Source organism: Pseudoalteromonas phenolica, from assembly GCF_005876835.1.
Lineage (GTDB): Bacteria > Pseudomonadota > Gammaproteobacteria > Enterobacterales > Alteromonadaceae > Pseudoalteromonas > Pseudoalteromonas phenolica_B.
The window spans coordinates 69684-92847 of record NZ_PPSW01000003.1 but is presented as its reverse complement, the minus strand read 5'-3'; the positions used below and the strand labels follow the sequence as shown (position 1 = coordinate 92847).

The window sequence follows — 23164 nt, the reverse complement described above, 5'->3', positions numbered from 1 at the left end:
GTAAATGATGATTGAATCAATTATTAGATGGTCAATCGGCAATCGTTTCTTTGTATTGCTGGTTACCTTAATTATTGCTTTTGGCGGTTTGTATTCTTTACAAAAAACGCCTGTAGATGCAATTCCAGATCTTTCAGATGTACAAGTCATTATTAAGACGAGCTATCCGGGACAAGCGCCACAGGTTGTTCAAGATCAAGTGACTTTCCCACTGACTACAGCGATGTTGTCTGTACCGGGAGCACAAACTGTTCGTGGTTATTCATTTTTTGGTGATTCCTACGTCTATATCATTTTTGATGATGATACTGATTTATATTGGGCTAGAAGCAGAGTGCTTGAATACTTAAGCCAAGTCGCATCAAGCCTTCCTGATTCAGCAAAGCCTCAATTAGGTCCTGACGCAACAGGTGTGGGCTGGGTGTACATCTATGCTTTAACAGATAAGTCAGGTAATCATGACCTAAGCCAATTAAGAAGTATTCAAGATTGGTTTTTAAAGTATGAACTGCAAACTGTTGCTGGCGTTTCAGAGGTTGCAGCCGTTGGGGGCATGGTTAAGCAGTATCAAGTGCAAGTAGATCCTGACAAATTGAGAGCTTACGGTATTCCTTTAAGTTTAATACAAATAGCTTTACAAAAAGGGAACAAAGAAACTGGTGCATCAGTTATTGAAATGGCGGAAGCTGAATATATGGTTACTGCTACAGGGTATATTCAATCTGTCAGTGATATAGAGAAAATACCACTTGGTATTAACGAAAAAGGCACGCCGTTGCGTATTGGTGATGTTGCCAACGTTAACCTTGGTCCTCAAATGCGCCGTGGTATCGCAGAACTTAATGGTGAAGGCGAAGTTGTTGGTGGGGTTGTTGTCATGCGCTTTGGTGAAAACGCTCAACAAACCATAAATGGGGTAAAAGAAAAGCTTGAGTCGCTCAAATCATCTTTACCTGAAGGTGTAGAAATTGTTCCTGTCTATGACAGATCGAAGTTAATAGATCGTGCAGTTGACAATCTTTGGAGCAAGTTGCTTGAAGAGCTTGCTGTTGTTGCTATTGTCTGTGTTGCTTTCCTGTTTCATCTTCGCTCATCAATTGTTGCTGTTGTTACTCTACCATTGGGTATTTTGGTGTCGTTTATCATCATGTATATGCAAGGCATCAATGCCAACATTATGTCATTAGGCGGTATCGCTATCGCGATTGGTGCGATGACTGATGGTGCAATAGTGATGATTGAAAATATGCATAAGCATATGGAGAAAACACCATTAACAGATGAAAACCGTTGGCAAATTGTAGCCAAGGCTGCGAGTGAAGTCGGACCTGCATTATTTTTTAGCTTGCTGATCATAACTGTCTCATTCTTACCAGTGTTTATCTTGGAAGCGCAAGAAGGCAGAATGTTCTCACCGCTTGCCTATACTAAAACCTATGCAATGGCGGCATCAGCAGGTTTGGCGATAACATTGGTGCCTGTTTTGATGGGCTACTTTATTCGAGGCAAGGTTGTTTCTGAAAAGAAAAACCCGTTAAACCGATTATTGATTGCTATTTACATGCCTGTTTTGAAGCAAGTCATGAAGTTTCCAAAATCGACAATAGTAGCAGCAGTATTAGTGACTATCGTTGGTTTTTGGCCTGTCGATAAAATTGGTAGTGAATTCATTCCTCCGTTGGATGAAGGCGATCTCATGTATATGCCTACTACTTATCCCGGTATTTCTATTGGTAAAGCTAGAGAGTTATTGCAGCAAACAGACAAGCTTATCCGCACGGTTCCAGAGGTTGAAAATGTATTTGGTAAAGTAGGACGAGCTGAAACCGCTACGGACCCTGCGCCTCTAACCATGATTGAAACCTTTATTCAATTGAAGCCGCAAGATCAGTGGCGAGAAGGTGTGACTACAGAATCATTAAAAGCTGAGTTTGATAAATTAGTTAAATTTCCGGGCTTAACCAATGCTTGGGTTATGCCAATCAAAACCCGCATTGACATGTTAGCTACAGGTATAAAAACGCCTGTGGGTATTAAAGTCGCTGGACCAGAGCTTGATGTTATTCAGGATATCGGCCAACAAATAGAACAACTCTTGCCAAAAGTGACAGGCACAGCGTCAGTTTACTCTGAGCGTGTTGCAGGTGGACGATATATCAAGGTTGATATTTCACGAGATAAGGCAAGTCGCTTTGGGCTAAATATTGAAGATGTCCAACAAGTGGTTTCTACTGCAATAGGCGGTATGAATGTGACGCAAACGATAGAAGGGCAAGAACGCTATCCCGTTAACTTACGCTATCCACAAGATTATCGGGACTCTCCTGAGCAGCTATCACAACTACCTGTTGTAACACCAAATGGTCAACGCATTGCGCTAGGTGATGTTGCAGATATTCGAGTAGAGAATGGTCCACCGGGTATTAAGAGTGAGAATGCCAGAATCAATGGCTGGACTTTCATTGATATTGATGGCGTTGATGTTGGTACTTATGTTGAAAATGCTAAGGAACACTTAGCGAATAACCTGACATTACCAGCAGGTTATTCGATTACTTGGGCCGGACAATACGAATATATGGAAAGAGCGAAAGAAAAGCTCACTTATGTATTGCCTTTAACACTAGCCATTATTGTTATTCTGCTTTACTTAAATTTCAGAGCGTTTAGTGAGGTGGCTATCATTATCGTTACCTTGCCTATGGCAATGATTGGTGGCTTATGGCTGATGTATCTAGAAGGGTTTAATTTCTCAGTAGCCGTTGGAGTGGGCTTTATAGCTCTGGCTGGTGTAGCCGTTGAGATAGGCGTGATAATGTTGGTATATCTCAATCAGGCGCTTGCTGAGCTGAAGGAAAAAGCGGTTGAGCGAGCAGAACCCATCTCAGATGATGCATATCAAGATGCATTATTGCACGGTGCTGGCTTACGAGTTCGTCCAGTAATGATGACTGTTGCCACAATTATTATCGGTCTAATGCCTATTTTATATGGTACAGGTACAGGTTCTGAGGTTATGAGTCGTATTGCTGCACCTATGGTAGGCGGAATGACAAGTGCTGTGCTGCTAACGCTTATTGTACTTCCTGCGATTTACTCAATCGTTAAAAAGCCTGAAGTAAATGCCTTTAACAAAGAGCTTTCTAACGTGGAGTCAGAGAATAATGCTTAGCGCGGCTAGAAAATATCACAAATGGCTAATGGCATTTGTCGGAATACAATTCCTCTTCTGGTCTATTACAGGCGTGTATATGGTGACTATGGATATTCACTATATACACGGCGAAACCTTGGCTAAGAGCGAGGAAGCCAAAATTGATTTAGAAAGTGTGGATTATTCCATTGCAGAACTTGTTGTTGATTACCCTGAAGCTAGGCAAGTCAGGCTTATTCAAAGCATGGGCCGTCCTTTGTATTCTTTTATTAATGGAGAACATGGGAAAGTAGTAATTGATGCTGAAACTGGGGTTGTTCAAGCCATAGTAGATGAAATCAAGGCTAAAGAAATCGCGCAATATCACTATGCGCAGAATCATGAGATCGACAATATAATGTTGATTAAGTCAGCGACAAACTTGCCTGCTGAGTTGTCCCCAAGGCATTTACCTGTTTGGAGAGTGACGTTTGAGCAATTCGCTACACCGACATTTTATATAAGTCAACAAACAGGAGCACTTGTTGCTAAGCGTCATGATTACTGGCGATTGTTTGATTGGATGTGGCGCTTTCACATTATGGATTACGATGACGGCGAAAATGTATCAAACTGGTTTTTGTTCTTGGTCGCAACTTTAGGTCTAATGGCCACGATTGCGGGAGCTGTTTTGACGTATTTTCGAGTGTTCACCTCAACTAAAAAGGAGGTCATTTGATGCGACTATTTAAGTTAAATACATCGATACACAAATGGCTTTCTTTAGTGGTTGGTTTACAACTGCTTATTTGGTTGGGTACGGGCCTTTACTTCAATTTGATGGATCATAGAAAAGCCAGTGGTAATGAACTTAGAGTTCATTCTCATCATGAAGGTAGCATTACAGGCTTTGACCTATTCCCTATTGAAGATATTACTAGTGAGTCTCCGCAGGAAGTAAACCTTATATGGATTTTACATCAGCCTTACTATCATTTTGTGTTCGATAAGGGCCAGCATAGCTACCAAGAAAGCCACTCAAAGCTATTTGATGCTATAACAGGAAAGCCATTTAACCTGTCTGAAGAACAAGTACTAACTTTGGCAAAAAACTCCTATTCAGGTGAGGGCAAGCTAACTACTCCAGTGTTATCTCAACCTCCGTTTTCTGATCACGTAAGGCAGCAAAATCCTATGTGGCAAGTTGCCGTTGAGGATGAGAACAATACAACTATTTATTTAGATAGTATTACAGGTCAAGTACTTCGCCATGCAAATGATGATTTCAGATTGAAAGATCTGATGATGAAGCTCCACTTTATGGACTATGGCAATTCTGGGGGATTTAACCATTGGGTGATCATTGCATTTGCTTTCGCAACGCTATTCCTTTCAATTACTGGTGTTACTTGGCTGATACAACAGTATCGAAGTGGTTTACTGAAGCTAGGTTGGGGCACTAACAGGCAAAAAGTGGCTGTGACTTTTTCCAATGAAAATACAATTACTGACATTTCAGCAGTTGGCAGCTCTACTGTATTAGAAGGGCTTGCTAGTTCACGTGTATACCTATCGTCAAGTTGTGGTGGCGGTGGTACATGTGGCAAATGCGTGTTCTTAAGTTCAACTAAATTACCAATCACACTACCTGAACGGGAACATTTATCTCAGGAGCAACTTAAGGAAGGCTTTCGGCTTGGATGTCAGCATAGATTCTCTGAAATTAGTTCGATTGAAGTTAATACTGACCTCAATATTGAAAATCATGAGCTAGTTGTGGTTGCGACTAATTTCATTACTCCTTTTATCAAGGAAGTGAAATTTAAGCTGAAATCAGGCAAACAATTGGCATTTAAAGCTGGTGCATATATGCAATTTGACGTGCCAGCAGGGGTGAATAGCCTACGGCCAGATGATATGCCAGAGAACTTTGAAAAATACTGGGAAAGTTATTCTCATGGAAAGTTTTCACATGACGGCGTAACTCGCCATTACTCCTTGGTTAACTTTGATCAAGAAACAGATGAGCTAACCTTCAACATCCGCTGGCAAACGGCTAAGGATGGTTATAATGCAGGTATAGGTTCAAGCTATTTAGGGTCACTCGAAGTTGGTGAAACGATAATCGCAAAAGGTCCTTTTTCTGACTTTTACGCGACTTCAGATAAAAAGGTTCCTCGCATCTTTATTGGCGCTGGTTCAGGACTTGCTCCACTCAGAGCGATCATTTTTGAACAGTTGAAAAAACGTCAAGACGAAAGTGATTTGACTCTCATCTATGGTGCGCGAACTGAAGATGATTTGCTCTATTGCGATGAGTTGAACTCATTGAGTGAGCAGCATAAAAACTTTTCTTATATTCCCACACTTTCTAACCCTTCAGAACAATGGCAAGGGCATTCTGGCTATGTACAGCAAGTACTTCTGCCGTATTTGAGCCAAAACGTAAAATTCCTGTATACAGAATTTTACTTGTGCGGCCCAGAAGCAATGATGAGTGAAGTGGAACAAATAATTACTGATGTTGGTATACCCAGTAATCAAATTTTCAAAGACAAATTTAGTCGTTAGTACATAAATTAAATAGAGGTAAATATGAAAACATTAATTAAACTTTTAACCGTAATCAGCGTTGTTTTTAGTAGTGCGGTTTTCGCGCATGTGCATCTTGAAAAAAGCGTGCCTGCTGATAATGCAATGCTAATGAAGACTCCAGAAAAGTTAACATTGGCATTTAGCAAAGAAGTTCGTGTAGTCAAAATTACATTGAAAAATAAAAAAGGTGAAAAGGTTAAGTTCGGCTTCAAACCTACTAAAGAGGCCAATACCGAATTTACGTGGAAACTACCGAAACTTGCACCTGCTAACTATGTTGTTGATGTTACTTTCTTAGGTAAAGATGGGCACAAAATGAAAGATAGCTTTGGCTTTATGGTTCATTAATCTAATGGAGTGATTGCTATGGAAATGTATATCTGGAATACAGTCACTGTGCTGTCAAAAATTGTATTTTACGTTGGCTTTGCCTGTATTGCTGGTTATACATTTTTCAGGCCAATTTTTGAGCGCAATGAATGTCATAACAATTCATTGACAGCAAACCTTAAATGGATGAGGGCTTCGATCATCGTCGCTTTGATTGCTAATGGTGTTTGGTTCTTTGCCAGTACTGGTGCAATGGCAGAAGAAGGCATTCAAGGTGCATTCGACCCTGATATGTTAGGTATTATGTGGGACTCTTCTATTGGTGATGGAACTTTGCTTCGAACCATAGGGGTAATGATAGCAATATTGGTATTAATATCACCGTTCAAACTCAAATCAGTATTACTGAATAATTACCTAAAACAAGGCAGTTTGGTATCTAGTTTATTTTTACTTGCATACACCTTTACCTTAGTAGGCCATGTATCTGAGCTAGGCGTGTTCGAAAAAGTATTGCTGATGCTCCATGTGCTTGTTATGGCTTGGTGGTTCGGAGCGTTGTTTCCGCTTAAACAAGCTTGCCATGAACAGAGCTATGAGCAGCTTTACACATTGATGGACACGTTTGGAAGGCAAGCAAGTATCGCCGTGAGTCTATTGTTAATTGCAGGCCTTTGGTTAGCTTATCAATTAGTCGGAAATGTTGAAGAACTGTTTAGTTCAAGCTATGGGCAAACTCTGCTACTTAAATTAGCTCTCGTGACTTCGATATTGGGCATCGCAGCTAAGCATAAATTAAAACTTGTCCCACATCTTAAAAATAACGATGGCAGAGAAGCACTATCTAAATCTATTTCTAAAGAAATGGTAGTCGCTTTTGCCATTTTATCTGTAACGGCTGGGCTTACTAGCGTTGTTGGCCCTGCAAATTGAAACCTAAAAGAGAGAATGAAAATGAAAACAATAAATATATTACTCGTTTTATTAATGACGTTTAGTTTCGCAGCAAACGCTCATGGTGATAAGAACAAAGTCAAAGGTTTGTTTAAAGGTATAGATACCCCTGCTGCAAAAGTTGTTTTGGCATTTCATCAAGCACTAGAAACGGGCAACAAGGAACAAGCAAGAGCACAGTTGGCTGATGATGTGACCATCTACGAGGGTGGCCGCGTTGAAAGAAGTGCTGATGAATATGCTCATCACCATATGCTGTCGGATATGAAATATCTTGCTTCTATGAAGAGTGAACCACTTGAACATCAAGTAACTATTCTTGGAAATACCGCTATATCTGCTTTGCGCAGTCATACTAAAGGTACTTACAAAGGTAAAGAGCGCGATTATCAAGGCATGGAAACGATGGTTCTGGAAAAACAAAACGGTGAATGGAAGATCAAGCACATTCATTGGTCACGTTAATTTATTGGTCAAACAACGGAGACTAACAAGTGACTAAGTATATATTAATTAGCATTCTGAGTATGCTGGCATTTTTTTCAAATGCGCATGATAAAAGCCACATAGATGATGAAAAGCAAATTACTTATATCATTCATCAAATTAAATATGGCTGGGAAAACGGCGATGGTAAGCCTTTTCGCACGCATTTTCATGACTTTAAAGGGGCAAGGTATTTTGAATCAGGCGGTCAAAATGTCGGACTTAACGATTTAGTTGAGCATCATGTTGAACCTGAAAAAGATGCGTTGGTTTTCTTGAATTTGGATTTTTCCAATATCCAAATTCATATTGAAAATGAGTTTGCTTGGGCACTTGCAGATACAGCAGTAAAAGGCGAGGTGAGGAAGTCAGGAAAAACCTTCGATAAAACAGGCTTCCAAACGTTTCTATTTAAAAAAGTAGACGGTGAATGGAAGGTGCTTCACACCCATTCATCTAGTAAAAATCGTGCGAAGAAATAATTATATCGACTCGATGAGAGCTACTGCAATTATATTGATGGTAGCTTTTCATTTTGTCTGGGATTTAAACCATTTTGGCTATGTCACAACAGACATACCGAATGGCATTTTCTGGAAAGAGTTTAGAGCATTAATTGTAAGCCTGTTTTTGTTTTCAGTTGGTGCCAGTCTGGTTTATTCCTATCAAGGAGGTATATCAGCGAAGAAGTTAAGTTGGCGAATGGCGAAGGTATCTAGTGCAGCGTTACTAGTGACATTATCCTCATTGTTTACCTTGCCTGAACATTGGATTTACTTTGGAATTTTACATTTTATCGCGGTCGCAACGGTTTTATTAGTATGGCTGGTGAACAAGCCCAAACTTGCACTGTTCTTGTCATTATTTGTAATGACTTCATATCTTGCAATAGAAACACCTTGGAATTGGCCTTTTAACTATATTCAAGGTTACATTTCAAAATACCCTAGTGACTTAGTTACCCCGATTCCTTGGCTAGCTTTGCCTTTGCTTGGTATTTGGGCTGCGCATTTCAAAACTTTTGGTATGCCTTTGGTAAATCAATATCAAATGCCTACTTTTGTAACATTGCTAAGTCGGCATTCTTTGTTAATTTACTTGCTTCACCAACCTTTACTTTTTGCTGGTTTTAGGTTCATAGAGTGGGTTACATAAATCTAAATGGGTTGTTAAATCAATGTTCAAGGGAGCGTGTATGTTTAGTGTCCATGGCAAATGGAAAATCACTGTTAGTAATAATATAGTCGTGCAGTGGTTTGGAGGTGCATGGAATGAAGAAGCCATTATTCAGTATGTTAAAGAATTTAGGCAAAAAACGTCTCCACTGATAGGCGAACAGTGGGCCATTTTATCATTTTTTGATGAATGGGAGTTGGGTGTGCCCGGAATAGAGCCGATAGTTGCGGAGCACTGTGCTTGGTTCATTAAAAATGGCTGTATTAAAGATTGTCATGTGTACAAGCCTAGTGCACTTAAAGCTGAACAGTTGGAAAAAATGATCCCATATTCAGAACCGGGTTATGAGCGCAGAGTCTTTGTTTCTTATGATGATGCTTATGCTTGGCTTCAATCCCATCAGTTTAAATTAGACAACCCAGAGATTTTAAATCTATTTGGTGAGCTAAAAATGTAAATATAAGTTTTGGTTTAAAATTTGATCAGGATCATAGAGTTATTTTCACAAGTTGTTAAAGTTTATGATGGTAAAGAAGGAATCAGCATGTTAAGGCTTTTCAGGTGGTTTAAAATAGTAATGCTAACTATGTTGCTTACGCAGCATGGCTTAGTTATTGCTGAACCTATGAATTGTGAAGAACATCATAATGATTCTTCTGCCACGCATATTATGCAATCCGCTAAAAATATGCATCATCAATTAATGAATGACAATAATCACCATCACGATGAAAATTCAGTAGAAGCTACCCACAATCATGCTGATGAAGACTGTGAAAAATGTAAAGCTGGTGACTGTGCTTGTTGTGAAGGTGGATTTTGTGCAAGCTTTCATTTAAATGCCTATCTTGTGCAGGATGAAGAAGATAGTAGCCGCAATATTCACCTTGAATTAATTATCCAACAAATACTCCCGCCAGTCTCTGGCATTCACCTCTTACCTTATCGTCCCCCAATTATTGGCTAATCACGGGATCAGTGCGCCTTTTTTTCGCCAGTCCCATCAAAAATAGAACGACTTATTCATTGGTTTAAACAATCAACTGTTTTGAACTATTAGCACAATATTTTTGGGAGGCATGATGAACATGCTCAAATTATTGCCATTTGCAATAGCTACCGCTGTTGTGAGTGGGCAACTCTTAGCGAATGAACAACAAAATAATAGTCGCTTCGCGTTAGCGGGGTATGGAGACGTAAAATACGAAGAAAGTAAATTGATGGATACTAGTGCATTCAGCGCACGATTTGTACCTATATTCTTGTTTAGTCTCAGTGACAAAATGCATATAGAAGCTGAAACTGAAATCTCAGTTGATGAAAATGGGGAAACTGAAATTGAGCTTGAATACGCTGATCTTCATTATTTTCTTTCTGATACAACGACTTTTACCGCAGGTAAATTTCTACTCCCATTCGGCCAGTATGGACCGAATCAACACCCTAGTTGGATAAATCGCTCAGCATTTTCTCCCGGTATTTATGGCGGGTTAGGTGGTCATGGTGGTTATCAACCTATGCAAGGTTTGTTACCGGTGATGAGTGATATTGGCGTTGGCATTCAACACATTATTCCGTTGGGTAAAAACCAAAAAATATTTTTTGACGCATATGTGACCAATGGACTAGCTGCCGAGGCTACACATGGCGATGAAGAAGGTGATCATGCTGAAGGGGAAGGCGAGCATGAAGAAGTTGATGATCATGCTATGGAACTTCCTGAACTAGCGTTTGAAGCAACGAGTGCGGATAACAACTCTGACAAAGCATTTGGGGGTCGTATTGCGTATGCCTTTCTTCCGGGTATTGAGGTTGGCGCTTCTTATTACACGGCAAAATATGATGATGATGAAAAGCTAGGATTTACAGCAACTGGTTTTGATATTAACTGGATTGGTAATCATTACATCGTCAGAGGGGAATACATCAAAACTGCAACCGATGCCCTTGAAGAAGATGAACATGAAGAAAACAAAGTGATCACATTTGACCGCAATGGCTGGTATCTCCAAGCAACTTTTATGGCAGGAAAAATGTTCAATGTATTACAAGGAACCGATTTCGTCGTTGAATATGCTGAGACCAATAAAATTAACGAAGCAGAGCGTTGGGCTTATGGCATTAATTACTGGTTAGACAGTCGAGCAGTCATTAAGGCGACATACGAAGATACAACTGTTCACGATGGGGAAGACGACAAGCGCTTCGCTATCCAATACAGCTATGGCTTTTAAGGGGATACCTAGATGAAATCAATTATTCAAATATTATTGGTTGCCAGCTTATATCTTTTGTCTGCTTTTAGTTCTTATGCACAAGAGAAAATTTCCGGTGCAGAAGTGATCAATAACAACTGTGCAAGATGCCATAACGCTCGCGCTGTTCATGAATTCTCAATTCCAGAATGGAAAGTCATTATGCCGCATATGCGAGAAAAGGCGCATTTAACAGGTAAAGAAACGCAAGCTGTTCTTGAGTTTTTGGAGCTAACTAGCCAAAGCGTACCTTTGGCAAAAAAAATAGCGCCAGAAACCCCCATAGCGCCTGATGGAAAGCAATTATTTACTCAATTTGGTTGCCAAGGTTGCCATTCATTTAAAGGTGATGGTGGCACAGTTGGCCCAGCGTTAGATGAAACGATTAAAAACAAAGGGATCGGCTTCTTTATCAATAAGCTTCAAAACCCTCAGTTTAATAACTCATCTTCACCTATGCCTAAAATGCCGCTAAACGAGCAACAGATAAAAGCAATAGCGGAGTACATTAAATCATCAGGAAACGCTTGACCTGTGTCTTAGACACAGGTCTAAGCTGTAGGTGAAAGTGCAAACTTAGGCGAAAAACTAAGGAGTAAATATGAAAGTAACAGAGCTGGCAAAAAGTCTTGGAACGACTGCTGATACGGTGCGCTATTACACGCGATTGGGACTGTTAAAACCTGCTAAGTCAGTGAACGGCTATAAGTCTTACTCGAATAAAGAGGTATCGAGACTTAAGTTCATTTTAAGTGCCAGAAACCTTGGTTTTTCCGTTGCTGATATCAAGCAAATTCTTAATGAATCTGAAGATGGTAAAAGTGCGTGCCCATTAGTCAGAAGTCTGATCAAAGAGCGGCTTGAAGAAACAGAAAAACAGTTTCAAGCAATGTTGGCACTTCGAGGAAAAATGTCTTTGGCTCTTTCTCAATGGGAAGAAATGGAAGACAAAGCACCGACTGCAAACATGGTTTGTCATCTCATCGAAAACTTTGAGCAAATTAAAACGGCATAGGAGGAAAAATGGTGGCTACTAAAACAAATATAAAAACTGAATCAGGCTGTTGCTGTCAGGCAAAAGCTCAATCTTCTTCATGTAAAAGTAAGGAGAATACGTTGGAGAAAGTATCACATAACCAACAGCTCATCATAGAAGGAGCTGGGTGTGCTAGCTGTGTAGGCAAAATTGAAGGGGCGTTAAAGGCAACGCTTGGAGTCGTCAGTGCGGAAATGAATTTTGCTGATAGGACTGTAACAGTTTCTGGGACAGCTAAAACAGAAGAATTGATCAAAGCTGTTGAGTCAGTGGGGTATAACGCGAAGCCAATTGATGATAGCTCAGCAACAGATGCGCTTGACGAGAAAGAGGCGGCGGACTGGGCATATTACAAAAAGCTAATGCGCGATACGTTTATTGCTCTTTCACTCGGCGTTCCTTTGATGATCTACAGCATTGTGGTTGGAGAAATGACGGTTGAAACAAACCTTGAACGCATGTCTTGGCTGGTTGTAGGCATTTTAACTTTTGGTGTTATGTATTTTTCAGGTAAGCATTTTTATATTGGCGCTTGGAAAAGCTTTAAAAACCACTCCGCTAATATGGACACTCTAATAGCTTTAGGAACAGGTACAGCTTGGGTGTATTCGATGGTTGTCGTGTTTGCACCTGACGCCGTTCCATTGATGGCACGACATGTCTATTTTGAAGCTACCGCCATGATCATTGGCTTAATTGATTTAGGTCTAGCATTAGAAATAAAAGCCAGAGGTAAAACCTCTGAGGCCATTAAACGTCTTATCGGCTTGCAGGCCAAAACGGCAACTGTAGTTCGTGATAATAAAGAGGTTCAGATAGGTATCGAACAGGTTTTGCTTCATGATGTTGTGAAAGTAAAGCCGGGTGAAAAAATTCCCGTAGATGGCGTTGTATTGGAAGGACACACCTCTATTGATGAGTCCATGCTGACAGGCGAACCTATGCCTGTTGAAAAAGCCGAAGAAGATGAGGTTGTCGCTGGTACTTTGAACAAATCAGGCATGATTTTATTTAGAGCGACACGCGTTGGTAAAGACACGGCGCTTGCACAGATCATCAATATGGTGAAACGAGCGCAAAATTCAAAACCGCCGATTGGCCGCTTGGCCGATGTTATTTCCGCCTATTTCGTTCCTGTAGTCATGATCATCTCGGTGTTAAGTGCGTTAGCATGGCTTAACTTTGGCCCTGAGCCAGCAATTGCTTTTGCTATCGTATCAGCAACTACTGTGCTTATTATTGCCTGCCCGTGTGCTTTAGGCTTGGCAACACCCATGTCTGTCATGGTCGGAGTAGGAAAAGCAGCAGAAGCCGGAGTGCTTATACGAAATGGAGAAGCGTTACAAACCGCCTCTAAAATCACAGCCATGATTTTAGATAAAACGGGCACTATTACTGAAGGGGCACCTAAGGTAACCGATATTGTTTTAGCAAAAGCTACTGACGAAAAAGACGTACTACAGCTTGCAGCAAGTTTAGAAAGCGGCTCAGAGCACCCTTTAGCGCAAGCGATTGTTGAAAGTGCGTTAGATAAGGATATTGAGTTACTAAAAATTGAATCGTTTAATGCCATTACGGGTTTTGGTGTAGAAGCAAACTGTAACAATAAAGTCCTGCTTTTTGGTAACGATAAACTAATGAAGTTAAAAGGCATAGACCTCACAGGCTTTGTTGGAAAAGCCCAGTCTTTAGCCAAAGAAGCCAAAACACCTATGTACTTTGCTGTAGATGGTGAACTTGCCGCAATCATTGCTGTCGCAGATCCCATTAAGTCAGACTCAATCTCTGCTATCAAACGGCTTCAGGCTAATGGTATACGCGTCATCATGTTAACAGGTGATAACAAGGAAACCGCCGCCGCTGTTGCCAAAAAAGCGGGTATTAGCGAATTTCTTGCTGAGGTGCTGCCAGAAGACAAAGCTAACAAAGTTAAAGAGCTACAAGGCAGCGGCGAAACTGTTGGTATGACAGGTGATGGCATCAACGATGCTCCTGCTCTAGCGTTAGCTGATGTTGGCTTCGCCATAGGCACAGGGACTGATGTAGCTATCGAAAGTGCTGACATTACCCTCATGCGTGGCTCACTTCATGGCCTTGCTGATGCCATAGCGGTAAGCAAAGCCACTTTACGAAATATCAAACAAAACTTGTTTGGCGCGTTTGTCTATAACGTAGCCGGGATTCCTTTTGCTGCGGGGATTCTATATCCCTTCTTTGGCATTCTGCTTAGCCCTGTAATTGCAGGTGCTGCAATGGCGTTTTCGTCACTGACTGTAGTGTCAAATGCAAATCGACTTCGTTTTTTTAAAGCCCAAAACTCATAGAAAGTAAGCATTAAGGAGAAACACGATGATGATAATTAACTTATTAGGCTTAATGTTAATCGTACTGATCATTTGGTGGTTTTGGCTATATAAACCCAATAAAACAATCGTTCAAGGTAATGAAGTACTCATTGAAGTGAGGGATGGTGTGTATTCCCCATCCTCAATTCAAGTGTCTGCTAGTCAACCTGTCACTCTGAAGTTTATACGCAAAGATCAATCACCCTGCGCTGAAACCATGCTTATTCCATCATTGGAGATAAGCGAGCAGCTTAAATTAAATGAAATTACTCAAATTACCTTATCGAACTTATCACCGGGAGAGCATGAGTTTCATTGTCAGATGCAAATGTATCGCGGTGTATTAAAGGTTATTTAGGAGGGAAATATGAAAAATGAGCACCCTAAATTTTGGTCAACACCCACAGGTTGGACTGCATTAGCGCTTATTGCCGCAGCTACCTATTTTTTAATCTTTGAGCATGGTCACCATGTTCTGCAATTTCTTCCCTATTTGATTTTATTGCTATGCCCCTTGATGCACGTATTTATGCATGGCAGTCATGGTAAACATGGTCACGATCATTCACATGCGCCTGATGAAAAAAAGGAAGAGAGCTTTCAAGAACTCACGGATAAAAATGCAGCCTATCGCGATGGCTACATACAAGGGTTAGAGGAAGGACGAAAGGAATCACATAAAAAGGAGAACAGTGATGAATGAGACATATGATTATGGCTTGTGGTCAATGGTGATACTGAACTCTGCAATTTTTATTTTTTTTGCCTTTAGTTTTGTCAAACCAAAAACATCAACTGATTGGCGAAGTCTAGGCGCGTTCTCTGCCTTTATTGTTGCCCTATTTACTGAAATGTATGGCTTTCCTTTAACTATCTATTTTCTGTCGGGGTGGCTGACGGAGACCTATCCAGAAGTAAATTTCTTTGCGCATGAAAGTGGGCACTTATTACACACTTTCTTTGGTTTCGAAGGTGATGCCCATTGGGACCCATTTCATATAGCGAGTATGGCGTTCATTGTTGCAGGTTTCTTTATGTTGTCATCAGCATGGAACGTATTGCATCACGCGCAAAAACACCACCATTTGGCTACTACCGGGTGGTATGCAAGGTGTCGCCACCCACAATATGTAGCTTTCATTCTAATCATGTTCGGCTTTCTATTACAGTGGCCGACCATTCCAACACTTGCGATGTTTCCAATCTTAGTCGTTGTTTACGTCAAACTTGCGAAACGTGAGGAGGCACAAGCGATTGCTGAGTTTGGCTCTGAGTACCACAGGTATATGGAATCGACACCAAGTTGGATTCCAAATTTTAATAAGAACATAGAAGGTAAAAATCATGAAAAAGTTAGGTAAATCAATTTTATTTGTCAGTTCACTATTGGCGGCCACAAGTTTATTTGCTCAAAACAATGAGCACAAACATGAAGGTGCGGAAAAATCGGATATGCATCAAGGCATGGCAATGTCGCATGAAGATATGGGCAAAATGCATACAAAAATGATGGAAATGAAAAAGGAAGTCCATGCCATCAAAGCTGAAAAAGATCCTGAAAAGCAAAAGCAGATGATGGCTGAACATCACCACTCAATGATGAAGATGATGCAATTCATGCACAAAAACATGGAAGCAATGCCAATGCATAAGCAAATCAAGATGGCTGAACATCATCTGGAAATGATGGAAAACATGATGCCACAAATCAAACACAAAATGGCAGAAATGAAAGATAGCAATCAACAACATTCACACAAACATTAGGAGATAAATTATGAGTGATTTAGATCATAGAGTAGGCGTTAGAGAGCAAAACTTAGTTGTTCGAAACTTAAAGCTAAGCAATGTTACAGATGAGAATTGTGATCAATTAATAGCTGAAATTGATGAAATATTTGGTATTGATGAAGTGAGTTACAACATCAAGGAAGGTGAGATTCACCTTGCTTATGACGCTACCAATATTGACCTTGATGGTATTGAAGAAGTTATTCGCAAGCATGGTGCCGATGTTCATGATGATTGGTGGACACATACCAAAGAAAGCTACTACAAATTTGTTGATCAGAATGTTAAAGACAACGCTGCTCATAAACCGTGGAGTTGTCACAAAGTTCCTCCGGGTGCAAGTCGGAAAAATAAGTAAGCTTCCAAAGAGCTTGCTCAGTTAATAAGTTAGATGAGGAAAAAATGATGAAAACATCAAATATTAAAATCCTTCTGTTATTTGTGTTCGGTATCTTTTTAGCGGGTTGTTCCAATACTGCGTTTTATCATAAAAATATGATGAGGGGCCAAGTCGTTGAGCAATCTACGGATAGAACTCTGATTTGTATTGGTGCTAAACATGGCGCAGAGGTTGGACAAAAATACAATGTTATTCGATTTCATAATGTTATTGCGCCCAGTGAAGGTGATGATCCGTACACTATTGAAAAAGTAGGAACGGTACAAATTACTAAGATCGTAAATGATCACTTCGCGACGGTGAAATTACTATCAGGTGACATTGCTGCGAAAGATATGGTAGAGCTTGAAAAGTAATAAAGTGGTGGCGAAAGCCACCACAGGAGAGTGATGATGAAACTTAACGAAAAAGCTTTAGCGTTGGCTTGTGCAGCCGCCTTTGGCATTGTTTGGTTTGTTCAATAATGGTAATGGTGCTGCCTGATATGATGCCTAGTATGACGGGCGACACGTTGCATATTGACTGGAAAATTCTGGGCTGACAGTTGTCCTTTATAGGAGTATTTATTGGTGGATTCTTTTGGGTGTTATTTGCAGGTGTAACGGGAGGGGTTATAGCAAAGGTTTACAATAACCTGAATTCGAAATAGTAGTCACATTTAGATTGGTGGAAATAATTTAATTCACAACAGCGAACCCGTTTGATCAATCATTAATTGAATGACGCTAAGCAAGAATGAAAAACTTTTTTCAGTTTTAAATATGAAGTCTAAGGTGTGTCTTAATCACACCTTAGTTGTTGAATTGTAAGGTGAAATTAATTTTGTTTGGCACTCAATTTGCAGCATTAGTGAGAGACAATTAATTGACGAAGAGTATGTTTATGCTTCATATTGAAAACACTTTAATTAGCCAGCTCCAAAACTCATCTGTTTATAAATCAAGCTTAGAGGAACAAAAAACTAATAATAATGAGTTCTCTAATCTACTTATTAAGGCGATTGACAATGTAAATGAATTGCATCAAAAAGCAGGTAAAGCGACAAAAGAATTCGAGTTAGGGACAACAGACATTAGTTTAGCAGAGGTTATGATTGCAAGATCAAAAGCAGGAGTTGCTACTGAAGCCACTATACAAGTTAGAAATAAAGCAATAGAAGGGTACAAAGAAATTATGAATATGGCTCTATAAACTTTTAGTATGTTAGAGTAAACAACTAGAATTTATGATAGAAAGTCATCGTTTTATTTCGTTCATGTACGAAATTATCAAATGGACTTTCGTTCATGTAATTGTTATGGTGTACGAAAGGTATAGGTTTCGTACATATGAAAGTTGGTTTTGCACGAGTTTCGACTCAAGAACAAGATTTACAAGTTCAACTGTCCAAGTTGGACCGTTATGGTTGTGAGAAAGTATTTCAAGGGAAGCAAAGTGGTGCTTCGATTAAAAATGATGAGAAGTTAAAAGATCTCATAGATTTTATACGAGAAGGCGATGAAGTAATTGTTACTCGCCTTGATCGGCTTGGCCGATCATTAAAGACTATTCTCGAAGCTATTGAAAGTATCCATAAAAAAGGAGCGTGTTTAAATATCATCGACGGTTCTCTCAATACTAAAAATGACAATCCATTTGCCACCGCCATGATCAACCTATGTGGGGTATTCGCTCAACTTGAGCGGGATCTTATAAAAGCCAGAACCGCAGAAGGCCGTGAAGAAGCAAAAGCTAAAGGCAAACACATGGGCAGGTTGCCTGCATTGTCAGACAAACAAGCGAAAGAATTATATAAAGATAAATTAAACGGTGAATCGATCTCAGCATTAGCAAAAAAATATTCTGTTAGCCGCCCTACAGTTCACCGTACTTTAGAAAGAGTGGAACAAAAGAAATAATAAATAAAAGGAGATGTTATGTGGTCTGATAAAGAATCAAAAATTGATTTCTTAAATTTTAATGAAACGGCTGAGTCGATTAAAGATCTTATAACTGAAAAGGAATTAATGCCTATTAGCATTGGTGTCTTTGGGGATTGGGGCGCAGGAAAATCTACCATTCTTGAACTTACCAAAGCATCTTTGGAAACTGATGAACAAGAATATATCCAAGTACATTTTGATGCATGGACATTCCAAGGATACGATGATGCTAAAGCAGCACTATTAGAAACAATCGCATCTACTTTAGTTAAAAAAGCAGCAGACGATAAAAACCTAAGTGCAAAAGCAAAAGAGTTTGCTGGACGAATAGATAAGATCAGACTGATGGGGCTGCTAATGGATGGTGGTGCAGCATTAGCGGGTATACCAACTATGGGTGGTATACAGAAGATCATGGGGCTATTCAGTGGTGGCGAAGATGGTGAACTTGATGTTGGTGATATTAAAGATGCTGTAGATGGTGCTAAAGATGTCGCTAAGAAAAACAAAGGTCTAATCAAAGATAAGAAATCATTCTCACCACCAAAAGAAATTAAAGAATTCCGAAAAGCATATTCAGATCTGTTAAAGGAGTTTGATAAGCCTCTTATTGTCTATGTCGATAATTTAGATCGCTGTTCTCCATTTAATGCCATTTCAACCCTTGAGGCTATCAGACTATTTCTATTTTTACCAAATACCGCATTTGTTATTGCTGCCGATGAAGACATGATCCGCTTGGCAGTACCTGAATATCACAAAGGTGCATCTCAACGACATCAAACTGATTATTTAGACAAGCTTATTCAAATTCCTGTGCATGTACCAAGACCCGGCGTTCTTGAAATAAGGGCATATTTAATGATGCTCACCGCCCAAGATCACGGCGTTACCGATACTCAGTTAGAAACGATAAGATGCGCCCTTGAAGAATCACTAAGGCTGTCGTGGAAACAACCACAAATTACCGTTGACGAGCTACTTCAAGATCAAGCGATTGAAAAGCATTCAGAACTCAGAAGTAAATTTGTAGTTGCAGAACAGTTAGCTCCACTATTAGCTGAATCCACAAACATTAACGGCAACCCTCGCATTGTTAAGCGATTACTCAATCAAGTGAAGATGAGAAAGAAAACCGCTCACCGTCGAGGAATGCAGCTTGATGAAAAAACTATCACTAAGCTGGTCATTTTTGAGAGGTGCTTAGGCACTCAGGCTACCAATAAGCTTTATGAATTAATTGATAAGGAAAAGGGATTCCCAAAAGTATTGGCGGATCTCGAAAATTCAGAAGTTGAATTTGACGAAATTAAGTTACCTGAAGAGTGGAAGCTAGACCTAGCTTTTATTGATAAATGGTCAAAATTACCTCCAATGTTTACTGAGATGGATTTGACTCCAGCGGCATATCTGAGTCGAGAAAGCATTCCAATGGGCGCTGTAAATGCGGTAATGTCTGGAGCCGCTCAAAAACTTGTAGAAGAATTAATGAAGCAAAAGGTTAGGGTCAGTGGCGTTAACTCTACAGCTATTACCACAACACCGAAGGAAGAATATATGTCAGTCATGGATGGTTTGATTGAAAACTTTAAGTTGATTGGTGATTGGACCGAAAGACCAACAGGCATTTATGGAGCGGTACTACTTGCCAAGCAGGATGAAAAATGTTGCTTAAGTCTTCTTACATTTTTAAAAAGCTTGCCCCGTCAAAGATGGCTTAATCCAATTTTAAAAGAATTAGAGGGAACTAAGTAATATGGGTACGTCCGCATCGTCAACAGGACCGAATAATAAGAGTCCGCTAATTCCATCTTGGGCAGAGCAAGGAGATCCCGTCACAATAGAACCTGCATCAGGTACTGATGGGGATGATCAAACTGGCTCTGATAATAATCAAGCTGATGATCAGAATGACAATAGCAATGATATTGACAATGACAAGGTTCAACAAGAAATCGGTGGTTCACCCACAGCAACACTGCCTCCAAATAGGTTTGCCAGTGCCAGAAGAGCATTTGGTAAATATGCACAAACAGGTGGCTCAACCTCAGATCTAAGGCGTTCATTAAAAAATTACTCTAGAAAAGGCTCTGGCGGAGGTAAAAGCACAAGCCGGAGACTAGCAAGCGGCATAACTGCGGGTTCTGGATTGCTTGGTGTCATGCGTGGCGACACCGTAACGGTTAATAATCAAAGCTTATCTTTAGGTGATCTAACTGGGCTATCGACTGACCAAGCAATTGACAAAATTGCTAGCCATTTAGCGCCTGATAATGCCGATTCGGATGCTGTTAGAGTGGCGTTAGACTACGCGTTGGAAGAAGCACTACCCGATACTGAAGAATTTGATCCTAACAGTTTTACCGACGAAGTTATCCAAGAAGCAATTGGCTGTTATTTAACTGATCTCATATTTCAAGATGTCGTAGAAGGCATGGGCAGAGCTTGGTTTCATGTTGAGCCAGCAAGCAAGCATCATCAAATGGAAGTTGAATTAAGGGAATTAATAAAAGTGATCACACAAGAACAGTTAGATAAAGTAACTAATGGCAACCCCAGTACTATCAGTAAGGAAAATATTACTAAAATTCAAGCCGATGCTATTGCCATGACAGTTGATGAGTGGGAGAGCTTTGATGACTAATTTTTATTTTAATCATGACCCAGCTAACTTGCCTGATTTTTCTGATGATTGTCATCCTGTCCAGATGTTCCATACGCATCAAAATGACATCACTAAGCACAGCTTAGTGTCAAAACAATTACTACAAACAGTTCGTGACTTAGGATTGAATGTAGATGCTGATGCAGTAGATCTGATAACAATTGCAACTGCCGTTACCGCCGCTGATACGTTTGAATTGAGGGATAATGCAGAAAATGCATGGGCTAGGAAAATGCATTTGCATGTTCCTGTTACCGATGAATATATGTGGAATTTTGTAGAGCCTGAACTAAGTTCTTTGCTCAACTTTCTTACAGGCGATCAATGGCAGTTTACTTTTGAAAAAACAACTATGGCAATGCCAGCTCCTAAAACAAGTGAGCAAGCGAAAGCAAAAGCAAAATCATTAATTGGACTCAACTCAGTCTGCCTTTTTTCTGGTGGCCTTGATAGCGCAGTTGGTGCAATTGACATTTTAAATGGAGAGTCAGACTTAAAACCACTTTTGGTTAGTCATGCCTATCGTGGTGATGGTGCGAAACAGGAAGATATTAAGCAATTATTATCCCCGCCATTCGGCGAATTGTCCTATTCAATGTCTCCCCATATTATTAAGCATTTAGAAGGTAAAACTGACATTAGCATGAGGGGAAGAAGCTTCAACTTCCTAGCTATGGCGGTACTTGGTGTATCTGCCTTAAGAAATGCTAATTGCGATAGCAGTATTGAAACTATTGTCGTCCCTGAGAATGGCTATATCTCAATAAATCCACCGCTAACCAGAAGACGGATTGGTAGCCATAGTACTAGAACAACTCATCCTAATTTTCTAAGCAGGCTTGAGTCTTTGCTTAGAGACACTGGGTTTCATGTCAAATTTGTAAACCCCTATCAATTCAAAACTAAAGGTGAAATGTTAGCGGAATGTGTTGATCAAGACGCAATTAGAAAAGCAGTTCCTCTGAGTGTTTCATGCAGTCATTGGCACAGAGAACATAAACAGTGTGGGCATTGTGTACCTTGTCTTATTCGAAGAGCGTCAGTTTTTCATGCTGGTTTTACACATGATGCACCATACAAGACGAAGCGGTTGAAAGGGCTTATCAAAGAAAAAGATACTCGTGATGATCTTCAAGCAGTTCAAACTGCCATTATTCGGTTGAAGCAGACAGATAATTATCGTTCTTGGCTACGAATGTCGGGGCCGATACCGCAAGATAAACATATACGAGAAAAATTAGAATCAACGATCAAGCGAGGATTAGCAGAGGTTGAATTATTTCTCCAAGCGGATAAATCATCATGATGGATCTTCATTGCCATGTTGATTTATATCCAGATCATCAAGAGGTATTGAACGACATAAAAAGCAGTAATTATTACGTGCTATCAGTAACTACGGTGCCTTCAGCTTTTGAAGGTACTGTCCAGTTAACAAGTGGTATTAAACACTGTAAAACGGCTTTGGGGCTGCACCCTCAACTTGCTCATCTAAGAAAAAATGAATTAGCATTATTCGATAAGCTAGTTGATAGAACTAGATATATTGGAGAAATTGGACTAGATGGTTCAAAAGGTTATGCTGAGCACATAGAAGATCAGTTGTTTATATTCAAACATATTCTCAATAAATGCCAGTCTCGTAAGGGTAAAGTATTAACGATTCATTCTCTTAACGCGATTGAAGAAACATTAGATTGCCTAACTCAATATCCTGACGCTGGAAAACCTATCCTACACTGGTTTTTAGGCTCAAAAAAACAACTAGCAAGAGCTTTAGAGCTTGGTTGTTTTTTTTCGGTTGGTCCAGCAATGATTCACTCTAGCCGAGCTAAAAAAATCATTTCGTGGATACCTAACGACAAAATACTACTTGAAACGGACGGCCCATTTGCAAAAGTTGCCGGGAGAATACAGTTCCCATCCGATGTTATGAGTGTTGTCGAGTATTTATCTCAGCAATGGGGGGTAGCGCAAGAATCAGTTGTTTCTCAGTTGGAGTATAATTTAAAAAATGTAGTTAGTAGCTAACTCAAGGGTAATCAATTTGGCTTAATAATTGGATGTTTAATGAAT

General features: G+C 39.9%; 26 protein-coding genes. All 26 read left to right on the top strand.

Translation table 11 applies throughout. The features are described from left to right. The first annotated feature begins 7 nt into the window (after positions 1-7). The 26 genes from C1E24_RS01715 (at position 8) to qatD (ending at position 23119) form a co-directional block, all read left to right on the top strand. Complete coding sequence (locus C1E24_RS01715) at positions 8-3172, top strand: efflux RND transporter permease subunit (RefSeq protein WP_138478183.1); 3165 nt, start codon at positions 8-10, stop codon at positions 3170-3172. A 79-nt stretch (positions 3173-3251) separates the two neighbouring features. Further along, on the top strand, positions 3252-3872 hold the full coding sequence (locus C1E24_RS01710; RefSeq protein ID WP_240721917.1) for a PepSY domain-containing protein: 621 nt from the start codon (positions 3252-3254) through the stop codon (positions 3870-3872). Continuing rightward, complete coding sequence (locus C1E24_RS01705; RefSeq protein WP_138478146.1) at positions 3872-5704, top strand: 2Fe-2S iron-sulfur cluster-binding protein; 1833 nt, start codon at positions 3872-3874, stop codon at positions 5702-5704. The genes C1E24_RS01710 and C1E24_RS01705 overlap by 1 nt, the downstream gene beginning before the upstream one ends. Positions 5705-5728: 24 nt before the next feature. Next, on the top strand, positions 5729-6076 hold the full coding sequence (locus C1E24_RS01700) for a copper resistance CopC family protein (protein WP_138478145.1): 348 nt from the start codon (positions 5729-5731) through the stop codon (positions 6074-6076). An 18-nt stretch (positions 6077-6094) separates the two neighbouring features. Further along, a complete protein-coding gene (locus C1E24_RS01695; RefSeq protein ID WP_138478144.1) occupies positions 6095-6991 on the top strand; it encodes a copper resistance D family protein in 897 nt (298 codons plus the stop codon). A gap of 15 nt (positions 6992-7006) precedes the next feature. After that, the gene (locus tag C1E24_RS01690) at positions 7007-7477 is read left to right on the top strand and encodes a YybH family protein (RefSeq protein WP_138478142.1); all 471 of its coding nucleotides are present in this window, start codon (positions 7007-7009) and stop codon (positions 7475-7477) included. 29 nt (positions 7478-7506) lie between these two features. Beyond that, entirely contained in the window at positions 7507-7980 is a 474-nt protein-coding gene (locus C1E24_RS01685) for a YybH family protein (protein WP_138478140.1), read from the top strand. Then, positions 7967-8653, top strand: coding sequence for a heparan-alpha-glucosaminide N-acetyltransferase (locus tag C1E24_RS01680; RefSeq protein WP_240721916.1), 687 nt, complete (start codon positions 7967-7969; stop codon positions 8651-8653). Before C1E24_RS01685 ends, C1E24_RS01680 begins: the two co-directional genes overlap by 14 nt. A gap of 40 nt (positions 8654-8693) precedes the next feature. After that, the gene (locus C1E24_RS01675; RefSeq protein ID WP_138478138.1) at positions 8694-9131 is read left to right on the top strand and encodes a hypothetical protein; all 438 of its coding nucleotides are present in this window, start codon (positions 8694-8696) and stop codon (positions 9129-9131) included. 21 nt (positions 9132-9152) lie between these two features. Continuing rightward, positions 9153-9641 carry a hypothetical protein gene (locus C1E24_RS01670; protein WP_240721915.1) on the top strand — a complete coding sequence of 163 codons (489 nt, stop codon included), beginning with the start codon at positions 9153-9155 and terminating at the stop codon, positions 9639-9641. A 121-nt stretch (positions 9642-9762) separates the two neighbouring features. Further along, the gene (locus C1E24_RS01665; RefSeq protein ID WP_240721914.1) at positions 9763-10908 is read left to right on the top strand and encodes a porin; all 1146 of its coding nucleotides are present in this window, start codon (positions 9763-9765) and stop codon (positions 10906-10908) included. Between the two features lie 12 nt (positions 10909-10920). Further along, on the top strand, positions 10921-11460 hold the full coding sequence (locus C1E24_RS01660) for a cytochrome c (RefSeq protein ID WP_138478136.1): 540 nt from the start codon (positions 10921-10923) through the stop codon (positions 11458-11460). 70 nt (positions 11461-11530) lie between these two features. Further along, complete coding sequence (locus C1E24_RS01655; protein ID WP_138478134.1) at positions 11531-11944, top strand: MerR family transcriptional regulator; 414 nt, start codon at positions 11531-11533, stop codon at positions 11942-11944. Between the two features lie 101 nt (positions 11945-12045). Further along, positions 12046-14289 (top strand): heavy metal translocating P-type ATPase, encoded by a 2244-nt coding sequence (locus tag C1E24_RS01650; RefSeq protein WP_138478132.1) that lies wholly within the window; start codon positions 12046-12048, stop codon positions 14287-14289. A gap of 25 nt (positions 14290-14314) precedes the next feature. Next, the gene (locus C1E24_RS01645) at positions 14315-14668 is read left to right on the top strand and encodes a cupredoxin domain-containing protein (protein ID WP_138478130.1); all 354 of its coding nucleotides are present in this window, start codon (positions 14315-14317) and stop codon (positions 14666-14668) included. Between the two features lie 9 nt (positions 14669-14677). After that, entirely contained in the window at positions 14678-15013 is a 336-nt protein-coding gene (locus tag C1E24_RS01640; RefSeq protein ID WP_138478128.1) for a DUF2933 domain-containing protein, read from the top strand. Continuing rightward, on the top strand, positions 15006-15671 hold the full coding sequence (locus tag C1E24_RS01635) for a methyltransferase family protein (RefSeq protein WP_138478126.1): 666 nt from the start codon (positions 15006-15008) through the stop codon (positions 15669-15671). The genes C1E24_RS01640 and C1E24_RS01635 overlap by 8 nt, the downstream gene beginning before the upstream one ends. Continuing rightward, complete coding sequence (locus tag C1E24_RS01630) at positions 15655-16077, top strand: hypothetical protein (RefSeq protein ID WP_138478124.1); 423 nt, start codon at positions 15655-15657, stop codon at positions 16075-16077. Before C1E24_RS01635 ends, C1E24_RS01630 begins: the two co-directional genes overlap by 17 nt. Positions 16078-16087: 10 nt before the next feature. Beyond that, complete coding sequence (locus C1E24_RS01625; RefSeq protein ID WP_138478122.1) at positions 16088-16459, top strand: cation transporter; 372 nt, start codon at positions 16088-16090, stop codon at positions 16457-16459. 44 nt (positions 16460-16503) lie between these two features. After that, positions 16504-16857 (top strand): hypothetical protein, encoded by a 354-nt coding sequence (locus C1E24_RS01620; protein ID WP_240721913.1) that lies wholly within the window; start codon positions 16504-16506, stop codon positions 16855-16857. Between the two features lie 526 nt (positions 16858-17383). After that, complete coding sequence (gene fliE / locus C1E24_RS01615) at positions 17384-17692, top strand: flagellar hook-basal body complex protein FliE (protein WP_157813456.1); 309 nt, start codon at positions 17384-17386, stop codon at positions 17690-17692. 137 nt (positions 17693-17829) lie between these two features. Then, positions 17830-18399 carry a recombinase family protein gene (locus C1E24_RS01610; RefSeq protein ID WP_138478120.1) on the top strand — a complete coding sequence of 190 codons (570 nt, stop codon included), beginning with the start codon at positions 17830-17832 and terminating at the stop codon, positions 18397-18399. Between the two features lie 18 nt (positions 18400-18417). After that, positions 18418-20178 (top strand): KAP family P-loop NTPase fold protein, encoded by a 1761-nt coding sequence (locus C1E24_RS01605; protein ID WP_138478118.1) that lies wholly within the window; start codon positions 18418-18420, stop codon positions 20176-20178. A 1-nt stretch (position 20179) separates the two neighbouring features. Next, on the top strand, positions 20180-21067 hold the full coding sequence (locus C1E24_RS01600; protein ID WP_138478116.1) for a hypothetical protein: 888 nt from the start codon (positions 20180-20182) through the stop codon (positions 21065-21067). Further along, positions 21060-22394 carry a Qat anti-phage system QueC-like protein QatC gene (qatC, locus tag C1E24_RS01595; RefSeq protein WP_138478114.1) on the top strand — a complete coding sequence of 445 codons (1335 nt, stop codon included), beginning with the start codon at positions 21060-21062 and terminating at the stop codon, positions 22392-22394. Before C1E24_RS01600 ends, qatC begins: the two co-directional genes overlap by 8 nt. Continuing rightward, positions 22391-23119, top strand: a complete 729-nt coding sequence (gene qatD / locus C1E24_RS01590) for a Qat anti-phage system TatD family nuclease QatD (RefSeq protein WP_138478112.1) — start codon at positions 22391-22393, stop codon at positions 23117-23119. The genes qatC and qatD overlap by 4 nt, the downstream gene beginning before the upstream one ends. Positions 23120-23164: the final 45 nt, after the last annotated feature.

What these genes read in the sequence shown, in the direction of transcription:
- C1E24_RS01715 (WP_138478183.1), top strand. Translation starts at nt 8, where the DNA reads ATGATTGAATCAATTATTAGATGGTCAATCGGCAATCGTTTCTTTGTA.
- C1E24_RS01710 (WP_240721917.1), top strand. Translation starts at nt 3,252, where the DNA reads ATGGTGACTATGGATATTCACTATATACACGGCGAAACCTTGGCTAAG.
- C1E24_RS01705 (WP_138478146.1), top strand. Translation starts at nt 3,872, where the DNA reads ATGCGACTATTTAAGTTAAATACATCGATACACAAATGGCTTTCTTTA.
- C1E24_RS01700 (WP_138478145.1), top strand. Translation starts at nt 5,729, where the DNA reads ATGAAAACATTAATTAAACTTTTAACCGTAATCAGCGTTGTTTTTAGT.
- C1E24_RS01695 (WP_138478144.1), top strand. Translation starts at nt 6,095, where the DNA reads ATGGAAATGTATATCTGGAATACAGTCACTGTGCTGTCAAAAATTGTA.
- C1E24_RS01690 (WP_138478142.1), top strand. Translation starts at nt 7,007, where the DNA reads ATGAAAATGAAAACAATAAATATATTACTCGTTTTATTAATGACGTTT.
- C1E24_RS01675 (WP_138478138.1), top strand. Translation starts at nt 8,694, where the DNA reads ATGTTTAGTGTCCATGGCAAATGGAAAATCACTGTTAGTAATAATATA.
- C1E24_RS01665 (WP_240721914.1), top strand. Translation starts at nt 9,763, where the DNA reads ATGCTCAAATTATTGCCATTTGCAATAGCTACCGCTGTTGTGAGTGGG.
- C1E24_RS01660 (WP_138478136.1), top strand. Translation starts at nt 10,921, where the DNA reads ATGAAATCAATTATTCAAATATTATTGGTTGCCAGCTTATATCTTTTG.
- C1E24_RS01655 (WP_138478134.1), top strand. Translation starts at nt 11,531, where the DNA reads ATGAAAGTAACAGAGCTGGCAAAAAGTCTTGGAACGACTGCTGATACG.
- C1E24_RS01645 (WP_138478130.1), top strand. Translation starts at nt 14,315, where the DNA reads ATGATGATAATTAACTTATTAGGCTTAATGTTAATCGTACTGATCATT.
- C1E24_RS01640 (WP_138478128.1), top strand. Translation starts at nt 14,678, where the DNA reads ATGAAAAATGAGCACCCTAAATTTTGGTCAACACCCACAGGTTGGACT.
- C1E24_RS01635 (WP_138478126.1), top strand. Translation starts at nt 15,006, where the DNA reads ATGAATGAGACATATGATTATGGCTTGTGGTCAATGGTGATACTGAAC.
- C1E24_RS01630 (WP_138478124.1), top strand. Translation starts at nt 15,655, where the DNA reads ATGAAAAAGTTAGGTAAATCAATTTTATTTGTCAGTTCACTATTGGCG.
- C1E24_RS01625 (WP_138478122.1), top strand. Translation starts at nt 16,088, where the DNA reads ATGAGTGATTTAGATCATAGAGTAGGCGTTAGAGAGCAAAACTTAGTT.
- C1E24_RS01620 (WP_240721913.1), top strand. Translation starts at nt 16,504, where the DNA reads ATGATGAAAACATCAAATATTAAAATCCTTCTGTTATTTGTGTTCGGT.
- fliE (WP_157813456.1), top strand. Translation starts at nt 17,384, where the DNA reads ATGCTTCATATTGAAAACACTTTAATTAGCCAGCTCCAAAACTCATCT.
- C1E24_RS01610 (WP_138478120.1), top strand. Translation starts at nt 17,830, where the DNA reads ATGAAAGTTGGTTTTGCACGAGTTTCGACTCAAGAACAAGATTTACAA.
- C1E24_RS01605 (WP_138478118.1), top strand. Translation starts at nt 18,418, where the DNA reads ATGTGGTCTGATAAAGAATCAAAAATTGATTTCTTAAATTTTAATGAA.
- C1E24_RS01600 (WP_138478116.1), top strand. Translation starts at nt 20,180, where the DNA reads ATGGGTACGTCCGCATCGTCAACAGGACCGAATAATAAGAGTCCGCTA.
- qatC (WP_138478114.1), top strand. Translation starts at nt 21,060, where the DNA reads ATGACTAATTTTTATTTTAATCATGACCCAGCTAACTTGCCTGATTTT.
- qatD (WP_138478112.1), top strand. Translation starts at nt 22,391, where the DNA reads ATGATGGATCTTCATTGCCATGTTGATTTATATCCAGATCATCAAGAG.